Genomic DNA, 21,116 nt, shown 5'->3' on the forward strand with positions numbered 1-21,116 from the left:
GGACCGGCAGCGCAGAACACAACAGGAGATCGACAAATGCGTATGACACAAGTGGCGGCCGCAGCGCTGACCTTGGTTGCAAGCCTCGGGGCCGATGCCGGCACCTTCCAGCAAACGGCCACCGGCATCGAAGTGCGGCCGGACAGCGGCGCCAAGGTGGTGCGGCTGAACCTCATGAGCGACAACATCGTCCAGGTGGTCAAGCTCGACCAGGCCGACAAGACCCTGACGCCGTCCTTGATGACCGTCGCCAAGCCGTGCGCGAGCAGCTGCGCCTTCACCGTCACGCCAGGCAAGGACTCGGTCCAGCTCAAGGCCGGCAAGATCGCCGCCACCGTGTCGCTGAAGGACGGCCAGGTCGCCTTTTTCGACGCCGCCGGCAAGCGCTTCCTGGCGCAGGCGTCCGAGTCGATGACGCCCGTCACCGTGGGCGGCAAGCCTTTCGTGGCGATCAAGCAGGGCTTCAACCACGGCACGAAGGATGCGTACTACGGCCTGGGCCAGCACCAGAACAACCAGATGAACTACAACGGGGAAGACGTGCTGCTGCAGCAGCATAATATGATCGCCGCGGTGCCGTTCGTCGTGTCCGACAAGGGCTATGGCGTCCTGTGGGACAACAACTCGATCTCGCGCTTTGGCGACCAGACGCCGTACGACCATATGTCGCGCGACCTGGTGCTGCGCGGCGCGGATGGCAAGAGCGAAGGCCTGACGGCGCGCTACTACATCGGCGGCAAGCTGGCGCTCACGCGGCAAGAGAAAGACATCGATTACCAGTACCTGAAAGACCTCGACGACAACTGGCCGAAAGAACTCGGCCCGCACAAGGAGCTGAAAGACGTGCGCGTGGTCTGGGAAGGCACCATGAGCAGCGACAAGCCGGGCGTGCACAAGATGCAGCTGTACTCGTCGGACTACGCCAAGCTGACGGTCGACGGCAAGGAAGTCATGGACGTGTGGCGCATGGGCTGGAACCCGTGGTACCACAACTTCGAGGTCAAGTTCGCGAAGAACAAGCCGGTCAAGCTGCACCTCGAATGGAAGCCGTCGGGCGGCATGGTCGCGATCACCCACAACAATCCGCTGCCGTCCCCCGAGCGCCATTCGCTGACGCTGTCGTCCGAAATCGCCGAAGGGATCAACTACTACGTCATCAGCGGCGAGAACATGGACCGCGCCATCGCCGGCTACCGCCACCTGACGGGCCAGCAGCCGATGATGCCGAAATGGTCGTACGGCTTCTGGCAATCGCGCCAGCGCTACGAAACGCAGCAGCAGTTGCTCGACACGGTGAGCGAATACCGCAAGCGCGGCTGGCCGCTCGATAACATCGTGCAGGACTGGTTCTACTGGCCCGAAGACGGCTGGGGTTCGCACGACTTCGACAAGACCCGCTTCCCGGATCCGAAAGGCATGGTCGACGCGGTGCACAAGCAGAACGCGCGCATCATGCTGTCCGTGTGGGGCAAGTTCTACGCCAACACCGACAACTACAAGGAGTTCGAGTCCAAGGGCTTCATGTGGACCAAGAACGTCGAGAATGGCTCGCGCGACTGGGTCGGCAAGGGTTACCTGAACAGCCACTACGATCCGTACACCAAGGAAGCGCGCGATATCTACTATCGCCAGATGAAGACGAAGCTCGTCGACCTGGGCTTTGACGCCTGGTGGATGGACAATACCGAACCTGACGTCTTGTCGAACAGCCGCCTGGAAGACTTCAAGGAGCTGATTGGCCCGACCGTCTACGGCGCCGGCGAAATCACGTTCAACCCCTACAGCCTGGTCAGCACGGGCGCGATGGCCGATGGACTGGCGCGCGACCAGCCGGACAAGCGTCAGTTCATCCTGTCGCGCTCGGGCTTCGCCGGCATCCAGCGGCACTCGGTGGCGGTATGGAGTGGCGATACGGTCGGGCGCTGGAACAATCTGTACGACCAGATTGCGTCGGGCACGAATATGTCGATGTCGGGCGTCCCGAACTGGACCCACGATATCGGCGGCTATGCCCAGGAAGTGCGCTACCAGACGGGCGACGTGGGGTCGGCCCAGGAAAATCGCGTCACCTCGCGCGCCGATGCGAATCCGGAAGACATGAAGGAATGGCGTGAGCTGAACCAGCGCTGGTTCCAGTTCGGCGCCTTCACGCCGCTGTTCCGTTCGCACGGCGAAGTCGTCAAGCGCGAGATCTACAATATCGCCAATGGCGACGACGCCATGCGCGACAATATGGTGTGGTACCTGAAGCTGCGCTACCGCCTGATGCCGTACATTTACACGATGGCGGCCGACACCCACTACGCGTCCGGCACGATGATGCGCGGCCTGGTGATGGACTTCCCGCACGACGAGAAGGTCAAGAACATCAAGGACCAGTACATGTTCGGTCCATCGTTCCTGGTGGCGCCGGTGTACGAGTACAAGGCAACGTCGCGCCAGGTGTACCTGCCTGCAGGCGCCGACTGGTATGACTTCCATACCGGCGAACGGTTCAAGGGCGGCGCCTCGCGCACCGTGCAGGCGCCGCGCGAACGCATGCCGCTGTTCGTCAAGGCGGGTTCGGTCATCACGGCTGGCCCGGTGACGCAGTACGTCGATGAGAAGCCGGATGCGCCGGTGACGCTGTTCGTCTATGCCGGCGCCAATGGCGTGGCCACGCTGTATGAGGATGACGGCGTGACCAATGCCTACCAGCGCGGTGAAGCCAGCCGCATCCCGATCGCGTACGACGACAAGACGGGCGTCGTGCAGATCGGCGAGCGCGCCGGCCAGTACAAGGGCATGCCGATGAAGCGCGAGTTCAAGGTGCGCCTGATCAAGCCGGGCGTGTCGACGGCGGACAATCTGGACGCGGCCGACAAGTCGGTGTCGTATGACGGCAAGGCGGTGACCATCAAGCTGTAAGGGCAATACTGGTTCGAACCGGGCCGGGTGCATGCACCCGGCCTTTTCCATTGAGGATTCCATGAAAAAGCTTGCCCACCTGCTCACGCTGGCCGTTGTCGGCCTGCTTCACCTGGTCCCGGCGTCGGCGGTCAACCGCATCGCGCCCGACCACGACTACCTGCAATACACGGGCCGCATCGATGACCGTGACAAGACCGCGCCGATCCTGAGCTGGGCGGGCACGCAGATCGCCGGCCGTTTCACCGGCACGTCGCTGGCGATCGTGCTCGACGACGAGCGCGGCCAGAATTTCTATAACGTCTTCATCGACGGCGCCCGCCAGCCGGTCATCCTGCAGGCCGACAAGGGAAGCAAGGCGTATGTGGTTGCCAACGGCCTGGCGCCGGGCGCACACCGCTTTCTGGTGACCAAGCGGACCGAAGGCGCCGAGGGCCCCACTGTGTTCAAGGGGCTGGAACTGGATGACAAGGCGGCCCTGTTGCCGCCACCGCCACGGCCAAGCCGCCGGATCGAATTCTTTGGCGACTCGATCACGAGCGGCATGGGCAACGAAGCCCCCGACGATGGGCGGGACGACCTGGCCAAGGACAAGAACAGTTACATGTCCTATGCCGCGATCTCGGCGCGCGCGCTGGGCGCGGAGGCGCACATCACGTCACAGAGCGGCATTGGCGTGATGATCAGCTGGTTTCCTTTTACGATGCCGGATTTTTATGACCAGTCCAACGCCGTGGGCGACAACGACAGCCGCTGGGACTTCAAGCGCTGGACGCCGGACGTCGTCGTGATCAACCTGATGCAGAATGACTCCTGGCTGATCGGGCGCGATCACAAGCTGCAGCCGGAACCGAATGATGCGCAGCGCGTGGCGGCCTACCAGGCGTTTGTCGCGCGCGTGCGGGCGCTGTATCCGAAGGCGTACATCGTCTGCGCGCTGGGCAGCATGGAGGCGACGCGCGCGGGGTCAAGCTGGCCGGGCTATGTCAAGTCGGCCGTGGCCAATCTGCGCGCATCGGGCGACGCGCGAATCGATACGCTGTTCTTCCCGTTCACCGGTTATGGCCAGCATCCGCGCGTGAAACACCATCAGGCGAATGCGGAGCGCTTGACTGCGTTCATCCGGCAAAAGATGGGATGGGCGCGGGTCGAATGAGGTTGTAGCGCATCCATCGCATGCAACCGACCGGTAGATGGCCGATTAGTTGCCGCGAACTAAGGTTCAAGCGTGCCATGGCGGCAGGCCCATCATGCTAATATGACCACCGTTGATGGGTGCAGGCAGGCATGCGCGCCGCATCGCCGGTTTCTCAACTCAATCGTGTCATGGCAAACTTCCAGTCTCCAGAATCGCAGGATGCAGTCGCGCCAGCTGCCGCAGGTCAGCCCATTGGTCGCGGCCATTCGTCGTTGCGGCCCTGAGCGCGTGGACACCGCGCACGCACAAGAGCGCCTGCTGCAGGTACTCGAACTTGTTTCCAGCCTTGCTGGCCTCGACAGTAGCGATGACGTGATGCAGCTGGCGCAGCGTCGCCTCCCTGCGATCCTGCCGATCGAGGCTTCCGCGCTGCGCCCTGTTCTCCACGACCTGCTCCAGCCTGGGCAAGATGAGCCATCGGCACAGCAGATCGAACAAGCGCTTTCCACTGGCGCGTTCACGCCGGATGAACGCGCGCTGCTGCATCACGTCTGCGTGGGCCTGGGCGCAGCCCTGGCGCGCATCGGTCATGCGCGCACTGTCAGCACCTTGCAGGAACGAACCGCGCAGCTGGAAGCGCGCTGCGCCCGGCGCGCAGTGGCGCAGGACCGTGCATGGGCCGTCAGCCTGGAGCCGCTGTGCATCATCAATGCCGATGGGGTGGTCGAGATGGCCAATCCGGCGTGGGAGACGGTGCTGGGCTGGAGCGAAGCCCAGGTGTGCAGCCAGCCATTCATGGCGTTCGTGCACCGCGACGATCTCGCGGCGACGAAGGCGGCCTGGGTCGATGCGAGCGAGCGGGGGCAGGCCGTCGTGCGGTTCGAGAATCGCTACCGCACCAGTGGCGGGGCCTGGCGCTGGCTGTCGTGGGTGGCCGTGCCCGAGGACGGGAAAGTCTACTGCGTCGCGCGCGATATCACCGACGAAAAGCTGCAGCGCGAAGCGTTAATTCTGCGCACGCGCGAACGCGATGTGCTGGCCGCCGTGTTCCAGGTCACCAACCTGTTCTTGCAGGTAGTCGATGCAGACTACCGCTTCCTGGCGATCAACCAGGCCAGCATCGATGAATACTGGCGCATTTTCAAACGCCGCGTCGCGGTAGGCGATCGCCTGACCGACGTGCTGGCGGGCCAGCCCGAACAGCTGCAGGCAGCGCTTGTGCTGTGGAACCGCGCGCTGAGCGGCGAGGCGTTCGGTCTGCAGCACGCGTTCGGCCATGATCCGCTTGCGCAGCGCACCTACGAAATGCGCTTCGAGATCCTGCGCGATCAGGACGGCCATCAGATCGGGGCGTTCATGACGTCGCTGGACGTCACCGAGTGGCATGTGCAGCAGCGCGCGCTGGTCGAGACCCAGGAGGCGCTGCGCCAATCGCAGAAACTCGAAGCGATCGGTCAGCTCACCGGCGGCGTGGCGCACGACTTCAACAACGTCCTTGCCGTGATCAAGTCGAGCATCGAGCTGCTGCGCCGGGTGCAGCTTGGCGACGAGCGCCGCCAGCGCTTCATGGACACGATCTCCAGCGCCGTTACGCGCGGCGCCCGCCTGACCGGCCAGCTGCTCGCCTTTGCGCGCCGGCAGGCCTTGCAGCCGGCCGTGTTCGACGCCGGCCACAGCACGCGCGCCATCGGCGAAATGATCGGCAGCCTGACCGGCGTCGGGGTCGAGGTGGTGCTCGATTTGCCTGATCAGGCCTGTTTCGTCAATGCGGACCAGAGTCAGTTCGATACGGCGCTGGTCAACCTTGCGGTCAATGCGCGCGACGCCATGCAGTCGCGGGGAACGCTGTCGGTGAAGGTGGCCTCGGTCGACGGCCTGCCGCAGCATGGCGCGCAGCCGGCGGTCGACGGTACGTTCGTGGCCGTGTCGCTGCGCGATACCGGCGCCGGCATCGCGCCCGAAAACCTGGACAAGATTTTCGAGCCGTTCTTCACGACCAAGGGCGTCGGCCACGGCACCGGCCTGGGGCTGTCGCAGGTGTTCGGCTTTGCGCGCCAGTCGGGCGGCGATGTGCGGGTCGACAGCACGCCCGGTGCGGGGACGACCTTCACGCTGTATCTGCCCTGCGTAACGCAACCGGTTGCGGGCGGCGCCACGCAGAGCGTCCACCACACGCTGCCCGGCGGCGAGGGACTGCGCATCCTGGCGGTAGAAGACAATCCCGAACTGAGCGCCATGGTCGAGAGCACGCTGCACGAACTGGGCTACGCAACGACCGTCGTCACAAATGCCGAGCGCGCGCTGGCGTTGCTGCGCGATGAACCCGAACCGTATGCCGCCGTGTTCTCCGACGTCGTCCTGCCGGGCATGACCGGTATCGATCTGGGGCGCGCACTGACGCGCCTGGGGATCGACATCCCGGTGGTGCTCACCAGTGGCTACAGCCACGTGCTGGCGCAGGAATCGGACCACGGCTTCCTGCTGCTGCCCAAACCCTATGCCCTGGACGACCTCGCGCGCGTTCTGCATGACGCCGTGCGCCGCCGCGATCGCGCGGCGGGCGTTGCCAAGACCAGTTCGACGAAGGCCAAGAGCCTGGTTGAAACTGCGTTCGGCCAGCCGTCGCGCGAGCCGGACGAGCAGGTCGAGCGCATACGGCTCGCCGAACTGGCGGCACTGCGCGTCATGGATACCGAAGAAGAAGTGGCCTATGACGAGCTGACGCACCTGGCCAGCGTGTTCTGCCAGACGCCGATCGCGCTGGTCTCGCTGGTCGACGACAAACGTCAATGGTTCAAGGCGCGCGTCGGCCTGCAGGCCCGTGAAACCCCGCGCGAGCACGCGTTCTGCACCCACGCGATCGAGCACCCCGAGCAAATCATGCAGATTGTCGACGCGACGCTCGATGCGCGCTTCGTGGACAATCCGCTGGTGACCGGTGACCCTGGCATCCGTTTCTATGCCGGCGCGCCGCTGGTGACGTCGACCGGACAGGCACTGGGCACGCTGTGCGTGATTGATACCGAACCGCGCAAGCTCACTGTCAATCAGCTCGACGCGCTGCGCCTGCTCGCTGCGCGCGTCATGGAGCGGCTCGAAGCCCGCCGCACCGAGCTTGGGCTCGGGGTGCCGGGGAAGGGGGAGCACTAGCGCGCCGCGTCCAGTTGCAGCAGGTAGACGTCGTTTTCCCGCATCGGCAATGCGGTGCTGAAGACGCCATCGCGACCGACCGTCACTGATTGACGGCGCGACGGTTTTCCGGTGGCGGTCGCTTTCAATGTGGCGACTTGCGGGCGCGTCAACTGCTTCGGTGACCCCATGCCGATATACGCCGTGAACGCATCGTTCTGCTTGTACCCGACCTGCGACACCGTCATCGTGTACGCGCCCGGTGTCAAGCCGCGCACGGCCACCTTGACCGAACCCTTGGCCCTGGGCGGCAGGTCCTGGATGAAGTACTGCTGGTTATTCACGCCGTCCGGCAGCGTGTACGTCACATCCCACAGCAGCACCTGCGCATTGCCCTTGTCGTCGCGCGCCGCCATCGAGTCCTGGTCGGCGTTGTCCAGTTCATGCGCGCCGAGCTGATTGAGGAACTGGTACGCGAAGTAGGCCGGCTTCTTGATCCCTTGCGTGTTCATCAGGCCGAATCCGCCGTGGAACGCCTCGAAGCGCGGGCCTGGTTCTTCAAAGATGTCGGTAAATACCCAGTACGACATCGACTGCACGGCGCCGCTGCTCTGCTTGAGCTTTTTCAGGATGTACGCGGCCTGGTGGTAGCTGTCGTGGGTGGGGTCGGCCGGGGTGTACGACGAACTCCATTCGGTGTAGTGCAGCTCGAGCTTGGGCATGCCTGATGCCGCGATCTCCTTGCGGTTCCTGAGCACGTCGCCCGCCACCGCCATCTCGTCCTTGCTCAGCACGGTGCCGGTGGTGCCGAATTCGTCGAGGAAGCCCTGGTTCACGCCGTACGAGTGGGTGCTGACGAAGTCAAGGGGCACGCGGTTCTTGCTGGCGTAGTTGATCATCTCGGGGATCCACGCCGCGCCGGCGGTGGCCGGACCGCCCACGCGGTACGACGCATCGACGCTCTTGACGGCGCGCGCCGCGTGCGCGTACAGCTTGAAATACTCGTCCTGCGTGCCGGCCCAGAAGCCGTCCAGGTTCGGCTCGTTCCAGACTTCGAAGTACCAGCTGGCCACTTCGGCCTTGCCATAGCGCTCGGTCCAGTGCCGGGTAAGCGCCTTGACCAGGCGGCCCCATTGCTCGTAGTCGCGCGGCGGCGTGACGTTACCGCGCCACCAGAAGATGGTCTTGGTACCGCTGGCCATCGCCGACGGCATGAAGCCCAGTTCGACGAATGGCTTGATGCCGATGCCGAGCAGGTAGTCGAACAGCGCGTCGATGTACTGGAAGTTGTATTGTTCCTGGCCCTGCGGGTCGATCCTGAAGACGCCCATGTCGTCGCTCAGCAAGCCATGCATGCGGATGTAGCGAAAGCCGGTGTCCTTGCGCAGTTCGGCCAATTGCTGTTGCCAGTCTGCGCGCAAGCCCTCGTTGGCGCGCCCGGCCCCGACCGACAGGTTGAACATGCGATCGAGCGGGCCCTTGACTTGCGTGACATCGACATCAATCACGCGTTCCTGCGCGTTCAGGGCCAGCGGGATGGCAATCAGCGCCGCCAGCGCGGCCTGGGTAATCGTGTGCTTCATGGTCTTCTCTCTGGACGTGGGCAAAGTGAAAAGCCAGCATACGACGCGCCACAGGGTTCAGCCAGAAGCCTGGCGCGGCGATTCACGCGCCATGCGGATAGTTGAAGCGATCGTGGCAGAAGTTGCAGGAGTCGGCGGCTCGGTCGGCGCGCCCAGCGCAGCGCGGAAGGCCTTCGGCGTGCAGCCGTATTCGAGCTTGAACAGCTTGTTGAAGTACGAGACGTTGTTGTAGCCAACCGTGTACGCGATTTCCGAGATGGTCGCCGCATCGCGTTCGGCCAGCAGGCGCGCCGCTTCTGTGAGGCGCAGCTTGTTCAGGTAACCGGTAAAGGTAAAACCCAGTTCGGCCTTGAGCACGTCGTTGACCTTGTTGCGATTGACACCGGCGCTGTGCGCCACCCCTTCCAGTTCCAGGTCCGCGTCGGCGAAGCGGCTGGCGATGGCGTGCAGGATGGCGGATTTTTCACGGTCGCGGTGCGGTTCGAGCGAGAGCTGCTGGTAGGCCACGATCGGTAAGTCTTTCTGTAGTTTGTCGTGCAGGTCGGCGACCAGTGCGCGCGCGTGGCTGCGGAAGAACCACCAGCCAAACCCGCCCCATGCCAGCAACAGCAACGCGCCGCACAGCACCAGCGGTTGTGGGTCGCGTCCGTGCAGCTGCAGGGCGCTGATGTCGAGCGCCATGTCGATGTCGCGCGGACTCTGGAAGGTGCTGCCGAATGCCAGCTTGGCAACCTGGTCGAGGCGGTACGACTGGCGCGACAGGTCAAGCCCGAACATCGCGAACCACCACTGCGGCGTCTCCATGCGCGTCAGGTCCAGTTGCACGCGTGTGCCGGCTTCGCTGCACGAGAAAAAGCTCGACGGCGAGCGGTAGGTCAGCAGATCGCCACGGCGGGAGACACCCGGTTCGAACGTCGGCGCGACCAGTGAGAGCGTGTTGGCGGGCGCGCAGGTGGCAACGAACGACACCGAACTGTAACGCGCCAGGTCGGCGTGTACCCGCTGGCCGGTGCGGTCGACAAAGAACAGGTTCGCTTGCGCATACGGGTTCGCCGCGGCGCCGGCAACGTGCAGGTCGATGCGCAGGCGCCGGCCGTCGTCCTGCAGCCGCACGGCGGACCGGCCGCCAGGCGAGGCGTCGGCTACCGCGCGGATGCGCCAGGGCGCATCCAGGCCAGGGGCCGGCAGCAGCGGCGCATCGAGCACGCTGCTGCGGTAGCTGGCGACCCCTGACACCACGCTGGCACACAGCAGCGCGATGAACGCGAGCAGCGCATGCCGCTTGAGCGTGTGCATGGCTCGTTCGTGATCAGCGCGCCCCGGCGGCGAACTCGCGCGCCGGCAGGCGCACCGTCACCGTCGATACCGGCGCATCGGCTGCCGTGGCCAGGATCACGCGGTATTCGCCGGCAGCGATCTTCCAGCGGTTGCTGGCGCCATCGAACACCGCCAGCGTGCGCGGATCGATCGTCACTTCGCTGGCGCGGCTCGCGCCGGCATCCAGCACCAGCTTGTCCCAGCCGCCGAGGCGCTTGGGCGCTTCCCACCCGGCGCCGACCTTCGACACGTACACCTGCGGCACGGCCTTGCCGGCGCGCGCGCCGCTGTTGGCCACATTGAAGGTCACGCGGATGCTGCCGTTCGTGGCATCGGCCTTCAGGTTGGTGTAGTTGAAACTCGTGTACGACAGGCCGTGCCCGAACGCGAACAGCGGCTTGTGGCCTTTCAGGTCAAACCACTTGTAGCCGACGGCGGCGCCCTCGATGTCGTAGTCGACGTCAAAGCGCGTGTCCTTCGGCAGGTCGATGCCGTCGATTTTTGGGCGCGGCAGCTGGTTCTCCGACATTGGGAACGTCTGCGGCAGGCGGCCCGACGCGTCGACTTCGCCGGTGAGCACGCGGGCAATCGCCTCGGCCCCGTTCGTGCCCGGATACCATGCCTCGACCACGCCCGCGACGTCGTTCACCCATGGCATCGTCACCGGCGTACCGGTTTGCAGCACGACCACGGTGCGGGCATTGGCCTTGGCCACCGCCGCGATCAGCGCGTCCTGCCGGTTCGGCAGCGACAGCGTCGCCACGTCGGCCGCTTCGGACGTCCACTGCGTCGCGAACACCAGCACCACGTCGGCATTGGCCGCCACTTTTGCCGCCGCTGCCGCATCCTTGCCATCGTGCCAGGTGAGCTTGGCCTGCGTGCGCGCGGCCAGCGCCTTCATCGGCGAGCCTGGCAGGTAGACCATCGGGCCGGGCCATGCGGCCGGGCCTTCGTTCGGCACCGCCATGCCGCCGCGCGGATAGACCTGGGCCGAACCGCCGCCCGACAGCACGCCCTTGTTGGCGTGGCCGCCGATGATGGCGATGCGCTTGATGTCCTTCGCCAGCGGCAGCACGTTGCCCGTGTTCTTGAGCAGCACGATCGCTTCTTCGGCGTCGCGCTGCGAGATCTTGCCGTGCGCGGCGTAGTCGATCTGGTTGGGTTGCACCTTGACTGGGTTATCGAGCACGCCGTGCGCGCCCATCGCCCACAGGATGCGTTTGACCATATCGTCCAGGCGCGCCTGCGGCACGTGGCCGTTTTCCACGGCCTCTTTCAATGCGCCGTCGAAGTAGGGCGATTTGTCGAACGGGTAACCCGATTGCTGGTCCAGGCCCGCGAGCGCCGCCGGAATCGTCGAGTGGACCGCGCCCCAGTCGGACATCACATAGCCCTTGTAGTCCCAGTCGCCCTTGAGCACCTTGTTAAGCAGATGGTCGTTCTCGCAGCCGTACGGGCCGTTGATGCGGTTGTACGAGCACATGACCGAGCCCGGGTTGCCGCGCTCGATCGCGATCTGGAACGCCAACAGGTCGGACATGCGCCCGGATGCGTCGTTGATCTTGACGTTGACGTGGTTGCGCCCCGTCTCCTGGTCGTTGTACGCGTAGTGCTTGACGGTGGAAACCACGTGGTTCGACTGCACGCCGCGAATCTGCTCGCCGGCCATGATCCCGGCCAGCAGCGGGTCTTCGCCGGTGTACTCGAAGTTGCGGCCATTGCGCGGCTCGCGCGCCAGGTTCACGCTACCGCCCAGCATGATGTTGAAGCCCGACAGCCGCGCTTCCTTGCCGATCATCGCCGCGCCATCGAATGCCAGTTGCGGATTCCAGGTGGCGGCCGTGGCGATCCCCGATGGCAGCGAGGTGCGTTCGCGCGTTTGCTTGCCCGGCTGCGACGCCACGCCGATGCCAGCGTCGGTCAGCCACTGCGCCGTGATGCCCAGGCGCTCGATGCCCTTGATGAAACCGGCCGACTGGGGCAGGGCGTCCTTTGGCGCCTGCTTGCCCTGGAACTCGGTGCCGAAATAGCCGAACACCATGCCGATCTTTTCGTCGAGCGTCATCTGGCTCACCAGTTTGGCGGCGCGTTCCTGCGCTGCATCCTGCGCGGCGTCCGGCGCGGCATGGGCTGAACCGAAAACGAGGGCAGCGGCGAGGGCGATGGCCGAGCGGCCGAAGGGCAAAGCTGGGTGCATACGTGTGTCTCCTTGTGTGTCTTTATTATGGTGTTGAACGTACATGCGTGCGTGCATCTGAACCGACGAGCGCCTTACCACCAGGCGCCGTAGATCGCGATCAGGGCAATGCAGATGACGGCGGCGCCGAAGCCGAAGCCGGGCTCCACCCGGAACATCTTCGCCTCGACCTCGACCCCACGGCTTTGTTCGAGGCCGGCCTTCGGCCACAGCTTGCTGATGACGACCATGCCGATGATGACGGCGACGAACACGAAGCCCATCCGGTCGAGGAACGGGATCTCGTACACGCCGGCGGCATTCGGCACCGCAAAGCCCAGCGGCGCCAGGAACGACAGGTCCATCACGCCGGGCAGGAACTTGAGGATGATCGAGCCGACAAAGCCGCCGACGGTGGCGAACATCGCCGCCGCAGCGGTTGCGGGCCGCCAGAAGAACCCCATCAGGAACATGGCCAGGATGCCCGGCGAGACAAAGCCCGTGTATTCCTGGATGTACTGGAAGCCGCCCTTTTTGTCGATGCCCATGAACGGGGCGATCAGCACGGCCAGCAGCATGGCCACGACCACCGTGACGCGGCCGATCCAGACCATGCGCAATTCGGAGACATCCTTGTTGAAGGCTTTCTTGTGGATGTCGAAGGTGTAGATGGTGGCGATGCTGTTGGCCTTGCCGGCCAGCGAGGCCACCACTGCCGCCGTCAGCGCGGCGAACGCCACGCCTTTCAGGCCAGTCGGCAACAGGGTGAGCAGCACCGGATAGGCGCGGTCGGGATTGACGTCAGCGCCCACGCCCATCGACGCGCCCAGCACGCCCTGCTGGTGCAGCACGAACGCGGCGATGCCGGGCAAGACCACGATCACCGGCATCAAGAGCTTCAGGAACGCCGCGAACAGGATGCCCTTGCGCGCCGTGTGGAGGTCGGCGCCCAGTGCGCGCTGGATGATGTACTGGTTGCAGCCCCAGTAGTTCAGGTTCACGATCAGCATGCCGCCGATCAGGACCGACAGGCCGGGCAGGTCGAGGTAGTTCGGGTTCTCGCGCGTGAGCACCATGTCGAAGTGATCGGGCGCGACGCCCAGCAAGTGATTGAAACCGGCCACCACGCCGCCGCCGCCATTGTTCTGCGCGACCAGGTCGAGCGCGAGCCAGGTGGTCACCAGGCCGCCGAGCACCAGGCACAATACCTGGATCACGTCGGTGTAGCCGATGACTTTCATGCCGCCCAGCGTGATGACGACGGCGAAGACTGCCAGGAACACCATGCAGGTCCAGACGTCGATGCCGGCGATGGCGCCGATGGCCAGCGCGCCCAGATACAGGATCGAGGTGAGGTTGACGATGACGTACAGCGAGAGCCAGAACAGCGCCATCACGGTAGCGACCGTGCTGCCATAACGCTGCTCGAGAAATTGGGGCATCGTGTAGATGCGGTTGCGGCGGTAGATCGGCATGAAGAACACCGCCACCAGGATCAGCGTGAAGGCGCCCATCAGCTCATAGACGGCAATCGCCATGCCCATCTTGAAGCCCGAGCCGCTCATGCCGATGAACTGTTCGGCCGAGATGTTCGACGCGATCATCGAGGCGCCGATGGCCCACCAGGTCAGCGAGCCTTCGGCGAGAAAGTAGTCATGCGAGGCGGACGTGGAGCGCTGCTTGCGCTTGTAGACCCAGAAGCCGTAGCCGGCGACGATGACGAAGTAGACGAAAAAGACGAACGTGTCGAGCGACGAGAAAGTCGAGTTCTGCATGAATCAGGCCCTGAGAAACGAGAAGCGCCCGCCGCAACACCCGCTGTCATGGACAGCAGGGCTGGACGGGCGCAGGATCAACTTAGAACGGCATCGACTTAGAAAGACATGCCCAGGCGGACGCTGTAGCGCGGACCGCTGACGAACCACGCACGGCCCTTGTCGCCGATGTGGTGCGTCATGATCTGCTTGTACTTGGCGTCCGTCAGGTTGGTCGCCTGCAGGTCGAGACGGAAGTTCTCGTTGAACTTGTAGCTGACGCCACCGTCGAGCTGACCGTAGTCGTCGGCCCAGATCGGCAAGCCCCAGGCGATGACATTCTGGCCGAAGGTCGGGCTGTCCGGATTGGTGTCGACGCCGTTGGTGCCGTTGGTGCCGTTGTTGTTGTTACCGAGCAGACTCTTCGAGCGCCAGCTGTAGGCCAGGCGCGCCGACCATGGGCCTTTGTCGTACAGCAGCGCCAGGTTGTACGAGTTGCGCGACAGGTATTCCAGCGGCAGGTCGCCGAAGGTGCGGCCATCGGTGTCGCAACCGTTCAGGTTCAGGTTCAGGTTCGCCGCACCCGAGACGTTCGAGCAGTATTCCGAGAACACCGGGGTGTACAGGTCGCGCTTGCTCTTGACGTGGGTGTAGTTGGCCTGCACGCCGAAACCCGACAGCCAGCCCGGCAGCTTGTCGAAGTACTGCTGGTACGCCAGCTCGATACCGCGTGCGCTGCCGCGCGCGCCGTTGACGGGCGTGGCTACCGTGAAATCGATTGCATTGCCGTTCAAGTCAGTCAGCTGGTAGGACGAACTCTGCTTGACGATGATGTCTTTCAGGCGCTTGTCGAACACGGCGAAGGTCAGCGAGCCGGCTTGTGCGAAGTACCACTCGGCGGTCAGGTCGAGGTTGCGCGAAGTGACCGGGCGCAACAGCGGATTGCCGACCGATTCGCCGGTGTGGGCCACCGACGTCACATTGGTGACCTGGCCGGTGCCGGTGCCGCTGGTGGTGCTCTGGATGCTCTGGCCCAGCGTGGTGTATGCCTGCAGCTGGCCGAAGTCAGGCCGCGACATGCCCTTGCCCAGCGCGAAGCGGAACTGCAGCTGGTCGCTGGCCTTCAGGCGCAGGTTCAGGCTAGGCAGCCAGTTGTGGTAGCTGTTCTCGTAATCCTGGCGGCCGGCGAACGGCGCGATGATCGGCACCGGCAAACCGGTGGTGCCGCCCGGCGGGATGATGAAGGTCGAGTTGTACACGGTATAGCCGAACGACTCGTTGTCGGTCTTCACATAACGCACGCCGACATTACCGTCGATTGGCATGCGCAGGTCGTCGAAGGCGAAGCGCAGCTGGGTGTAGATCGCCTTGGTCTTCTCGGACTGCTCGTTGTCACCCGATGGATTGGCTTCGCCGAACGCAGCGGCCTTCCACGGTTCGCAACTGTTGCCGGCTTGCGCGCACAGGATGTCGTGATAGCTGTGCAGCTGGGCGTAGGTGCCCGGATAGCCTGCCACCAGCGACTGGGCCGGGAACACGACGGCCGGCACGCTGGCGTCGCCATTGAAGAAGTTCTTGAACTGGTTGACCGTCGTCGGTGCATTGAAGCGCGGGTCGCTCAGGTAGGCCAGCTGGTTGATCTGCCACGGCATCATCCAGCGCTGCGACACGGCCGACCAGTTGTAGTTCGGGTTCGAATTGATGGTCTTGGCGTCGCGGTCGGTCAGGCGCACACCGACGCGCAGGTCGCGCAGGATCGGGTGGTCGAACTCATACTTGACGTCGCCTTTCCAGGCGGTCTGCTCGGTGACGCTGCGGTCGCGGTGTTCCTGGGTGAATGCCCAGAAGTAGTTGGCCGGGTCGCTCAGCGCGGCGGTCTGCGCTGCGTCGAAGATCAGTTTCGGGTAGCTGCCGGTCAGGTCGAGGTTCTGCTGCTGCATGATCGTGCCCAGCGCCACGGTCGAATCCAGGCCTTCCGATTCGGCTTTCACGTGCTGGATGTCCGAGGTGAGCGTCCAGTTGGTGGCCGGCTTCCATTCGACGTTCCAGGCGACGTCGGTGGTCGACGAATCGCGGTTCGAGGTGCGGGTGTTGTTACCGAACTCGATGCCGCCGTTGGTCGGGTTGGTCAGGATGCCGCTCAGGAACGCGCCATTGGCGTCATACACGCCATTGGTCACGCGCAGATTGGTCGGATTGCCTTCGGCCGAGAACAGCGCGTTCTCGTCCCACTGCATCTTGTACTTCGACTTGAAGTAGGTCAGGTGGCTGCGCAGGGTGTTGTCGAGTTTCCACTGCAACGCGGCGTACGCGCCCTGGCGCTTGCGCTCGAAGTCCAGCGTGCGCCACTGCGCGCCTTTCGGGAGCCAGACGGTGCGGCCTGGTTCGGCATCGGCCACCGGGTAGTATGGCTCGACCTGGAAGGCGTCGGTGCGGGTGTTGCTCTCGGAATTGGCGTAGTTGACCAGGATGCCGAATTCGCCGAAGCCGGTTTTCCAGCGGTTCGAGTACATGAACGAGCCGGCCGGATCCTTCTCCTTGTTCAGTTCGGTGTAGGTGCCTTCGAGGGAGGCAGAGATGCGCTGGCCCTTGATGTCGAACGGCAGCGCCGTGCGCAGGTTCACCAGGCCCGAGATGCCGCCTTCGATCTGTTCGGCGGACGGATTCTTGTAGACGTCCACGCCGGCCATCAATTCTGGCGGCACGTCTTCGAAGCTCAGTGCGCGCCCGCCATTGGACGAGAACGAATCGCGGCCATTGAGTTCGGAGCGCACCCAGGTCAGGCCGCGGATCGACACCCCCGAACCTTCGACCGAGAAGTGTTCCGGATCCGAACGCGACATGGTGCGGTCGATCGTCACGCCAGGGACGCGCTGCAGGACTTCGGTGATCGACTTGTCGGGCAGCTTGCCGATATCGTCGGCAACGATCGAATCGACCACCTCGTCCGAATTTTTCTTCAGTTGCTGTGCGCTATTGAGTGCGGCGCGCTGGCCGGTGATCGTGACCACTGCAGGTTCGGCAGATGCCGGGGCGGCTTCCTGGGCAAACGCTGCGGACAACCAGCACAGGTGTGCCACGCCCACGGCAATCGCCGATCGATTCAGATGTTTCATTCTGTTGTCTCCGTCTTTGTTGTGAAGAGCCCGTCTACGGGACTCTTGTCTTGGTACTACCGTGCTCGCCAGGGGCGTAAGGGTGGCATCTGTGCAAGCTGTAAAATAATATAACACCAAATGTTATGCGCAACCATTTTTTGTTGAAGCTTGTCGGTAAATACCTTTTTTGTCACAAAACGCTTGACGCGCGCGACCGGATTTGCAATCGAGCTGTGCCGGGAGGCAAGAGGGGGTTGGCGCAGAGCAACACTTGGGGAAGGGATAATATCGTCTTTACGCTAGGCATTTCCCACAATAATCTTCACGAGAGCGGGACAAATATCACGGAAACTCACCATTTGTGAACGGCTGTGCGTAAAATACTTATTTAGGCAGTCAATCAAATCCGCTATATTTCCGGTTGTATCTCTAAGTCAATGGATATTGCAATGCAACATATTATTCAGCAGTCCCAGCGTACGCTGCGCAACGCTGCCATCGTGGCGGCCGCCGTATTCGCCCTGGCCGCGTGCCACAAGACCGAAACGACGGCGCCAGCGCAAACGCCGGCGTCGGCCGGCCCGAATGGCGCCGCCATCGATCCGCATGCCGGCCTCAAATCCGAATCGGTGAGCGCCGACGCGGCGGTGCCGGAAACCGGCCCGGCCGAAGGCGGCACTGCGATCGGCGGTATGGTCGCGGGGCAAGATGCAGACTCGAACAAGCCCCGCGACAGCGGTGCTTCAGAACCAACGGGTGGCGATGGCGCCACCACACAGGCAGTGACGCCGCCAGCCAAATAAGGCTGGCGCGTCCGACGGCGCGCACACCGGTGCTGATCGGCGCCGGTAACGGTCATGATCGACCGGACAGCCAGGGCCTCGACCCTGGCTGACCCCATTGTGATGTGCGCAATCTTTTACTTTCAGGAGAACCTGGATGGGCATGAACAGAAGGCAGTTCCTCCGCGCAAGCGGTGCGGGACTCGCCGCATCCACCATCGTCGCGCTCGGCTTTTCGCCGCTGCCGGCAATGGCGGAGACGCGGCACTATAAATTGGCGAAGGCCAAGGAGACGCGCAACACGTGTCCTTACTGCTCGGTGGGCTGCGGCCTGCTGATGTACAGCCTGGGCGACGGCGCAAAGAACGTCACCTCGGACATCATTCACATTGAAGGCGACCCGGATCACCCGGTCAATCGCGGTACGCTGTGCCCGAAAGGCGCCGGCTTGCTCGACTTCATCCATTCGCCGAACCGTCTCAAGTTCCCGGAAATCCGCGAACCTGGCACCAATGAATGGAAACGCGTTTCCTGGGATGAGGCAATGACCCGTCTGGCTGGCCTGATGAAGGCTGACCGCGACGCCAACTTCATTCCGACCAATGCCGAAGGCCAACTGGTCAATCGATGGACGAGCACCGGCATGCTGTGCGCGTCCGCGTCGAGCAACGAAACGGGCTACATCACGCACAAAGCGATGCGTTCGATGGGCATGCTCGTATTCGATAACCAGGCTCGCGTTTGACACGGACCTACGGTGGCCGGTCTGGCCCCGACGTTCGGACGAGGAGCGATGACCAACCATTGGGTTGACATCAAGAATGCCGATGTTGTACTGATCATGGGCGGCAATGCCGCCGAAGCACACCCATGCGGTTTTAAATGGGTTATTGAAGCAAAGCATCACAATAAAGCCAAGCTGGTCGTGGTCGACCCGCGCTTTACGCGTTCGGCCGCCATGAGCGACTATTACGCGCCGATCCGCGCTGGCTCGGACATCGCCTTCCTGGGCGGCGTCCTGAACTATCTGCTGACCAACAACAAGATCCAGACCGAATACGTCCGGAGCTACACCAACGCGCCATTCATCGTGGGCGAGGGCTATGACTTCCAGGATGGCCTGTTCTCGGGCTACGACGAAGCCAAGCGCCGCTACAGCAATGAAAGCTGGGGCTACGAAATCGGTGAAGACGGTTACGCCAAGGTCGATCCGACCATGGAAGATCCGCGCTGCGTGCTGCAAGTGATGAAGCGCCACTATTCGCGCTACACGCCAGAGCAGGTGAGCAAGATCACCGGCACCCCGGTCAAGCAATTCCTGAAGGTCTGCGAATACATCGCCTCCACCGCCCAGCCGGGCCGTGCGATGACGATCCTGTACGCACTGGGCTGGACCCAGCACAGCCAGGGTAGCCAGATCATCCGTACCGGCGCGATCATGCAGCTGCTGCTCGGTAACGTCGGTATCGCCGGCGGTGGCCTGAACGCACTGCGCGGTCACTCCAACATCCAGGGTCTGACCGATCTGGGTCTGCTGTCGAACTCGTTGCCGGGCTACCTGTCGCTGGCAACCGACAAAGAGCAGGACCTCGAAACGTACTACAAGCCGCGCGCACTGAAGCCGCTGCGTCCGAACCAGATGAGCTACTGGCAGAACTATCCCAAGTTCTTCGTCAGCCTGCAAAAAGCCTGGTGGGGCGACGCCGCAACCAAAGAGAACAACTGGGCCTTCGACTACTTGCCGAAAATCGACAAGCTGTACGACGTGCTGCAGGCGTTCGAATTGATGGGGCAGGGCAAACTCAACGGTTACATCTGCCAGGGCTTCAACCCGGTCGGATCGTTCCCGAACAAGAAGAAGATCATCGCCGGTCTGTCGAAGCTGAAATTCCTGGTGACGATGGATCCTCTGAACACCGAGACGTCCGAGTTCTGGAAGAACTTCGGCGAATCGAACGACGTCGATCCAAGCCAGATCCAGACCACGGTGTTCCGCCTGCCGACCACCTGCTTCGCCGAAGAAGACGGTTCGCTGTCGAACTCGAGCCGCTGGCTGCAGTGGCACTGGAAGGGCGCCGAAGCGCCGTACGAGTGCAAGCCGGACATCGAGATCATCGCCGACCTGTTCTCGCGCATGAAGAACCTGTACCTGAAGGATGGCGGCGCTTTCTCGGATCCGATCACCAAGCTTGCGTGGCCGTACAAGATTCCGCACAGCCCTTCTGCCGAAGAGCTGGCCAAGGAATTCAACGGCAAGGCGCTGGCCGATATCTATGACGCAAAAGATCCGACCAAGCTCATCCTGAAGGCCGGTGAGCAGGTGCCGGGCTTTGGCGTGTTGCGCGACGATGGCTCCACAGCCAGCGGTTGCTGGATCTACGCCGGTGCCTGGACCCAGGCCGGCAACCAGATGGGCCGCCGCGACAATGCAGACCCGTACAATATCGGGCAAACGCTCGGTTGGGCCTGGGCCTGGCCGGCGAACCGCCGCGTGCTGTACAACGGCGCCTCGACCGATCCAAAGACCGGCAAGCCGTGGAATCCCGCGCTGAACCTGATTTCGTGGAACGGTACGGCCTGGACTGGTTCGGATATTCCGGACATCCGTCCCGACGCCGATCCGGGTGAAGAGAACCGTACGCAGCCGTTCATCATGACGTCCGAAGGCGTGGCGCGTCTGTTCGCACCGACCGGCATGGCCGAAGGGCCGCTGCCAGAGCACTACGAGCCGTTCGAGTCGCCGTTCCCGGTCAATCCGATGCACCCGAAAAACCCGCTTGCCCGCGCCAATCCGGCGGCCCGCGTGTTCAAGGGCGACATGGAAGCGTTCGGTACGGCCAAGGACTTCCCGTACGTCGCGACCAGCTACCGCCTGACCGAGCATTTCCACTACTGGACCAAGAACGTGTTGTCGAACGCGATTATCCAGCCACAGCAGTTCGTGGAAATCGGTGAAGAGCTGGCCAAGGCCAAGGGCATCGCGAATGGCGATATGGTGAAGGTGTCGTCGATGCGTGGCTTCATCAAGGCCAAGTGCCTGGTGACCAAGCGTATTCCGCAACTCGATTGCGATGGGATGAAGGTCGATACAGTGGGTCTGCCGAACCACTGGGGCTTCGTCGGTGTGGCCAAGCCGGGCTTCCTGGTCAATACGCTGACCCCGTTCGTGGGCGACGCGAATACCCAGACCCCGGAATTCAAGTCGTTCCTGGTCAATATCGAAAGGGTCTAA

Annotated in this window: 10 protein-coding genes; 5 read left to right on the forward strand and 5 right to left on the reverse strand. The window is 63.4% G+C overall.

The window, feature by feature from the left end:
* Positions 1-36 precede the first annotated feature (36 nt).
* The 3 genes from AB2N08_RS01220 to AB2N08_RS01230 all read left to right on the forward strand — a co-directional run bounded on the left by AB2N08_RS01220 (position 37) and on the right by AB2N08_RS01230 (position 7,195).
* Positions 37-2,907, forward strand: a complete 2,871-nt coding sequence (locus tag AB2N08_RS01220) for a glycoside hydrolase family 31 protein (RefSeq protein ID WP_367608805.1) — start codon at positions 37-39, stop codon at positions 2,905-2,907.
* Between the two features lie 61 nt (positions 2,908-2,968).
* Positions 2,969-4,063, forward strand: coding sequence for an SGNH/GDSL hydrolase family protein (locus AB2N08_RS01225; RefSeq protein WP_367608806.1), 1,095 nt, complete (start codon positions 2,969-2,971; stop codon positions 4,061-4,063).
* 201 nt (positions 4,064-4,264) lie between these two features.
* The gene (locus tag AB2N08_RS01230) at positions 4,265-7,195 is read left to right on the forward strand and encodes a PAS domain-containing protein (protein ID WP_367608807.1); all 2,931 of its coding nucleotides are present in this window, start codon (positions 4,265-4,267) and stop codon (positions 7,193-7,195) included.
* On the opposite strand, the gene AB2N08_RS01235 is transcribed toward AB2N08_RS01230, so the two are convergent.
* From AB2N08_RS01235 to AB2N08_RS01255, 5 genes are all read right to left on the reverse strand, one after another.
* Complete coding sequence (locus tag AB2N08_RS01235) at positions 7,192-8,757, reverse strand: GH39 family glycosyl hydrolase (protein WP_367608808.1); 1,566 nt, start codon at positions 8,755-8,757, stop codon at positions 7,192-7,194. The two genes, AB2N08_RS01230 and AB2N08_RS01235, sit on opposite strands and share 4 nt — an antisense overlap.
* A 57-nt stretch (positions 8,758-8,814) precedes the next feature.
* Positions 8,815-10,053, reverse strand: a complete 1,239-nt coding sequence (locus AB2N08_RS01240; RefSeq protein WP_367608809.1) for a helix-turn-helix domain-containing protein — start codon at positions 10,051-10,053, stop codon at positions 8,815-8,817.
* Between the two features lie 13 nt (positions 10,054-10,066).
* Positions 10,067-12,271 carry a beta-glucosidase family protein gene (locus tag AB2N08_RS01245; protein ID WP_367608810.1) on the reverse strand — a complete coding sequence of 735 codons (2,205 nt, stop codon included), beginning with the start codon at positions 12,269-12,271 and terminating at the stop codon, positions 10,067-10,069.
* Between the two features lie 74 nt (positions 12,272-12,345).
* Complete coding sequence (locus AB2N08_RS01250) at positions 12,346-14,025, reverse strand: sodium:solute symporter family transporter (protein ID WP_367608811.1); 1,680 nt, start codon at positions 14,023-14,025, stop codon at positions 12,346-12,348.
* Between the two features lie 98 nt (positions 14,026-14,123).
* The gene (locus tag AB2N08_RS01255) at positions 14,124-17,120 is read right to left on the reverse strand and encodes a TonB-dependent receptor (protein ID WP_367608812.1); all 2,997 of its coding nucleotides are present in this window, start codon (positions 17,118-17,120) and stop codon (positions 14,124-14,126) included.
* A gap of 431 nt (positions 17,121-17,551) precedes the next feature.
* Here AB2N08_RS01255 and AB2N08_RS01260 point away from each other — a divergent pair, with 431 nt between their 5' ends.
* Both AB2N08_RS01260 and fdnG read left to right on the forward strand, forming a co-directional pair.
* A complete protein-coding gene (locus AB2N08_RS01260; RefSeq protein WP_367608813.1) occupies positions 17,552-17,905 on the forward strand; it encodes a hypothetical protein in 354 nt (117 codons plus the stop codon).
* Positions 17,906-18,041: 136 nt separating this feature from the next.
* On the forward strand, positions 18,042-21,116 hold the full coding sequence (gene fdnG / locus AB2N08_RS01265) for a formate dehydrogenase-N subunit alpha (RefSeq protein WP_367608814.1): 3,075 nt from the start codon (positions 18,042-18,044) through the stop codon (positions 21,114-21,116).

The organism is Massilia aurea (assembly GCF_040790145.1).
Lineage (GTDB): Bacteria > Pseudomonadota > Gammaproteobacteria > Burkholderiales > Burkholderiaceae_D > Telluria > Telluria aurea_C.

Excerpts from the sequence above, each read along its gene's own strand:
- AB2N08_RS01220 (WP_367608805.1), top strand. The coding sequence starts at position 37 with ATGCGTATGACACAAGTGGCGGCCGCAGCGCTGACCTTGGTTGCAAGC.
- AB2N08_RS01225 (WP_367608806.1), top strand. The coding sequence starts at position 2,969 with ATGAAAAAGCTTGCCCACCTGCTCACGCTGGCCGTTGTCGGCCTGCTT.
- AB2N08_RS01230 (WP_367608807.1), top strand. The coding sequence starts at position 4,265 with ATGCAGTCGCGCCAGCTGCCGCAGGTCAGCCCATTGGTCGCGGCCATT.
- AB2N08_RS01235 (WP_367608808.1), bottom strand. The coding sequence starts at position 8,757 with ATGAAGCACACGATTACCCAGGCCGCGCTGGCGGCGCTGATTGCCATC.
- AB2N08_RS01240 (WP_367608809.1), bottom strand. The coding sequence starts at position 10,053 with ATGCACACGCTCAAGCGGCATGCGCTGCTCGCGTTCATCGCGCTGCTG.
- AB2N08_RS01245 (WP_367608810.1), bottom strand. The coding sequence starts at position 12,271 with ATGCACCCAGCTTTGCCCTTCGGCCGCTCGGCCATCGCCCTCGCCGCT.
- AB2N08_RS01250 (WP_367608811.1), bottom strand. The coding sequence starts at position 14,025 with ATGCAGAACTCGACTTTCTCGTCGCTCGACACGTTCGTCTTTTTCGTC.
- AB2N08_RS01255 (WP_367608812.1), bottom strand. The coding sequence starts at position 17,120 with ATGAAACATCTGAATCGATCGGCGATTGCCGTGGGCGTGGCACACCTG.
- AB2N08_RS01260 (WP_367608813.1), top strand. The coding sequence starts at position 17,552 with ATGCAACATATTATTCAGCAGTCCCAGCGTACGCTGCGCAACGCTGCC.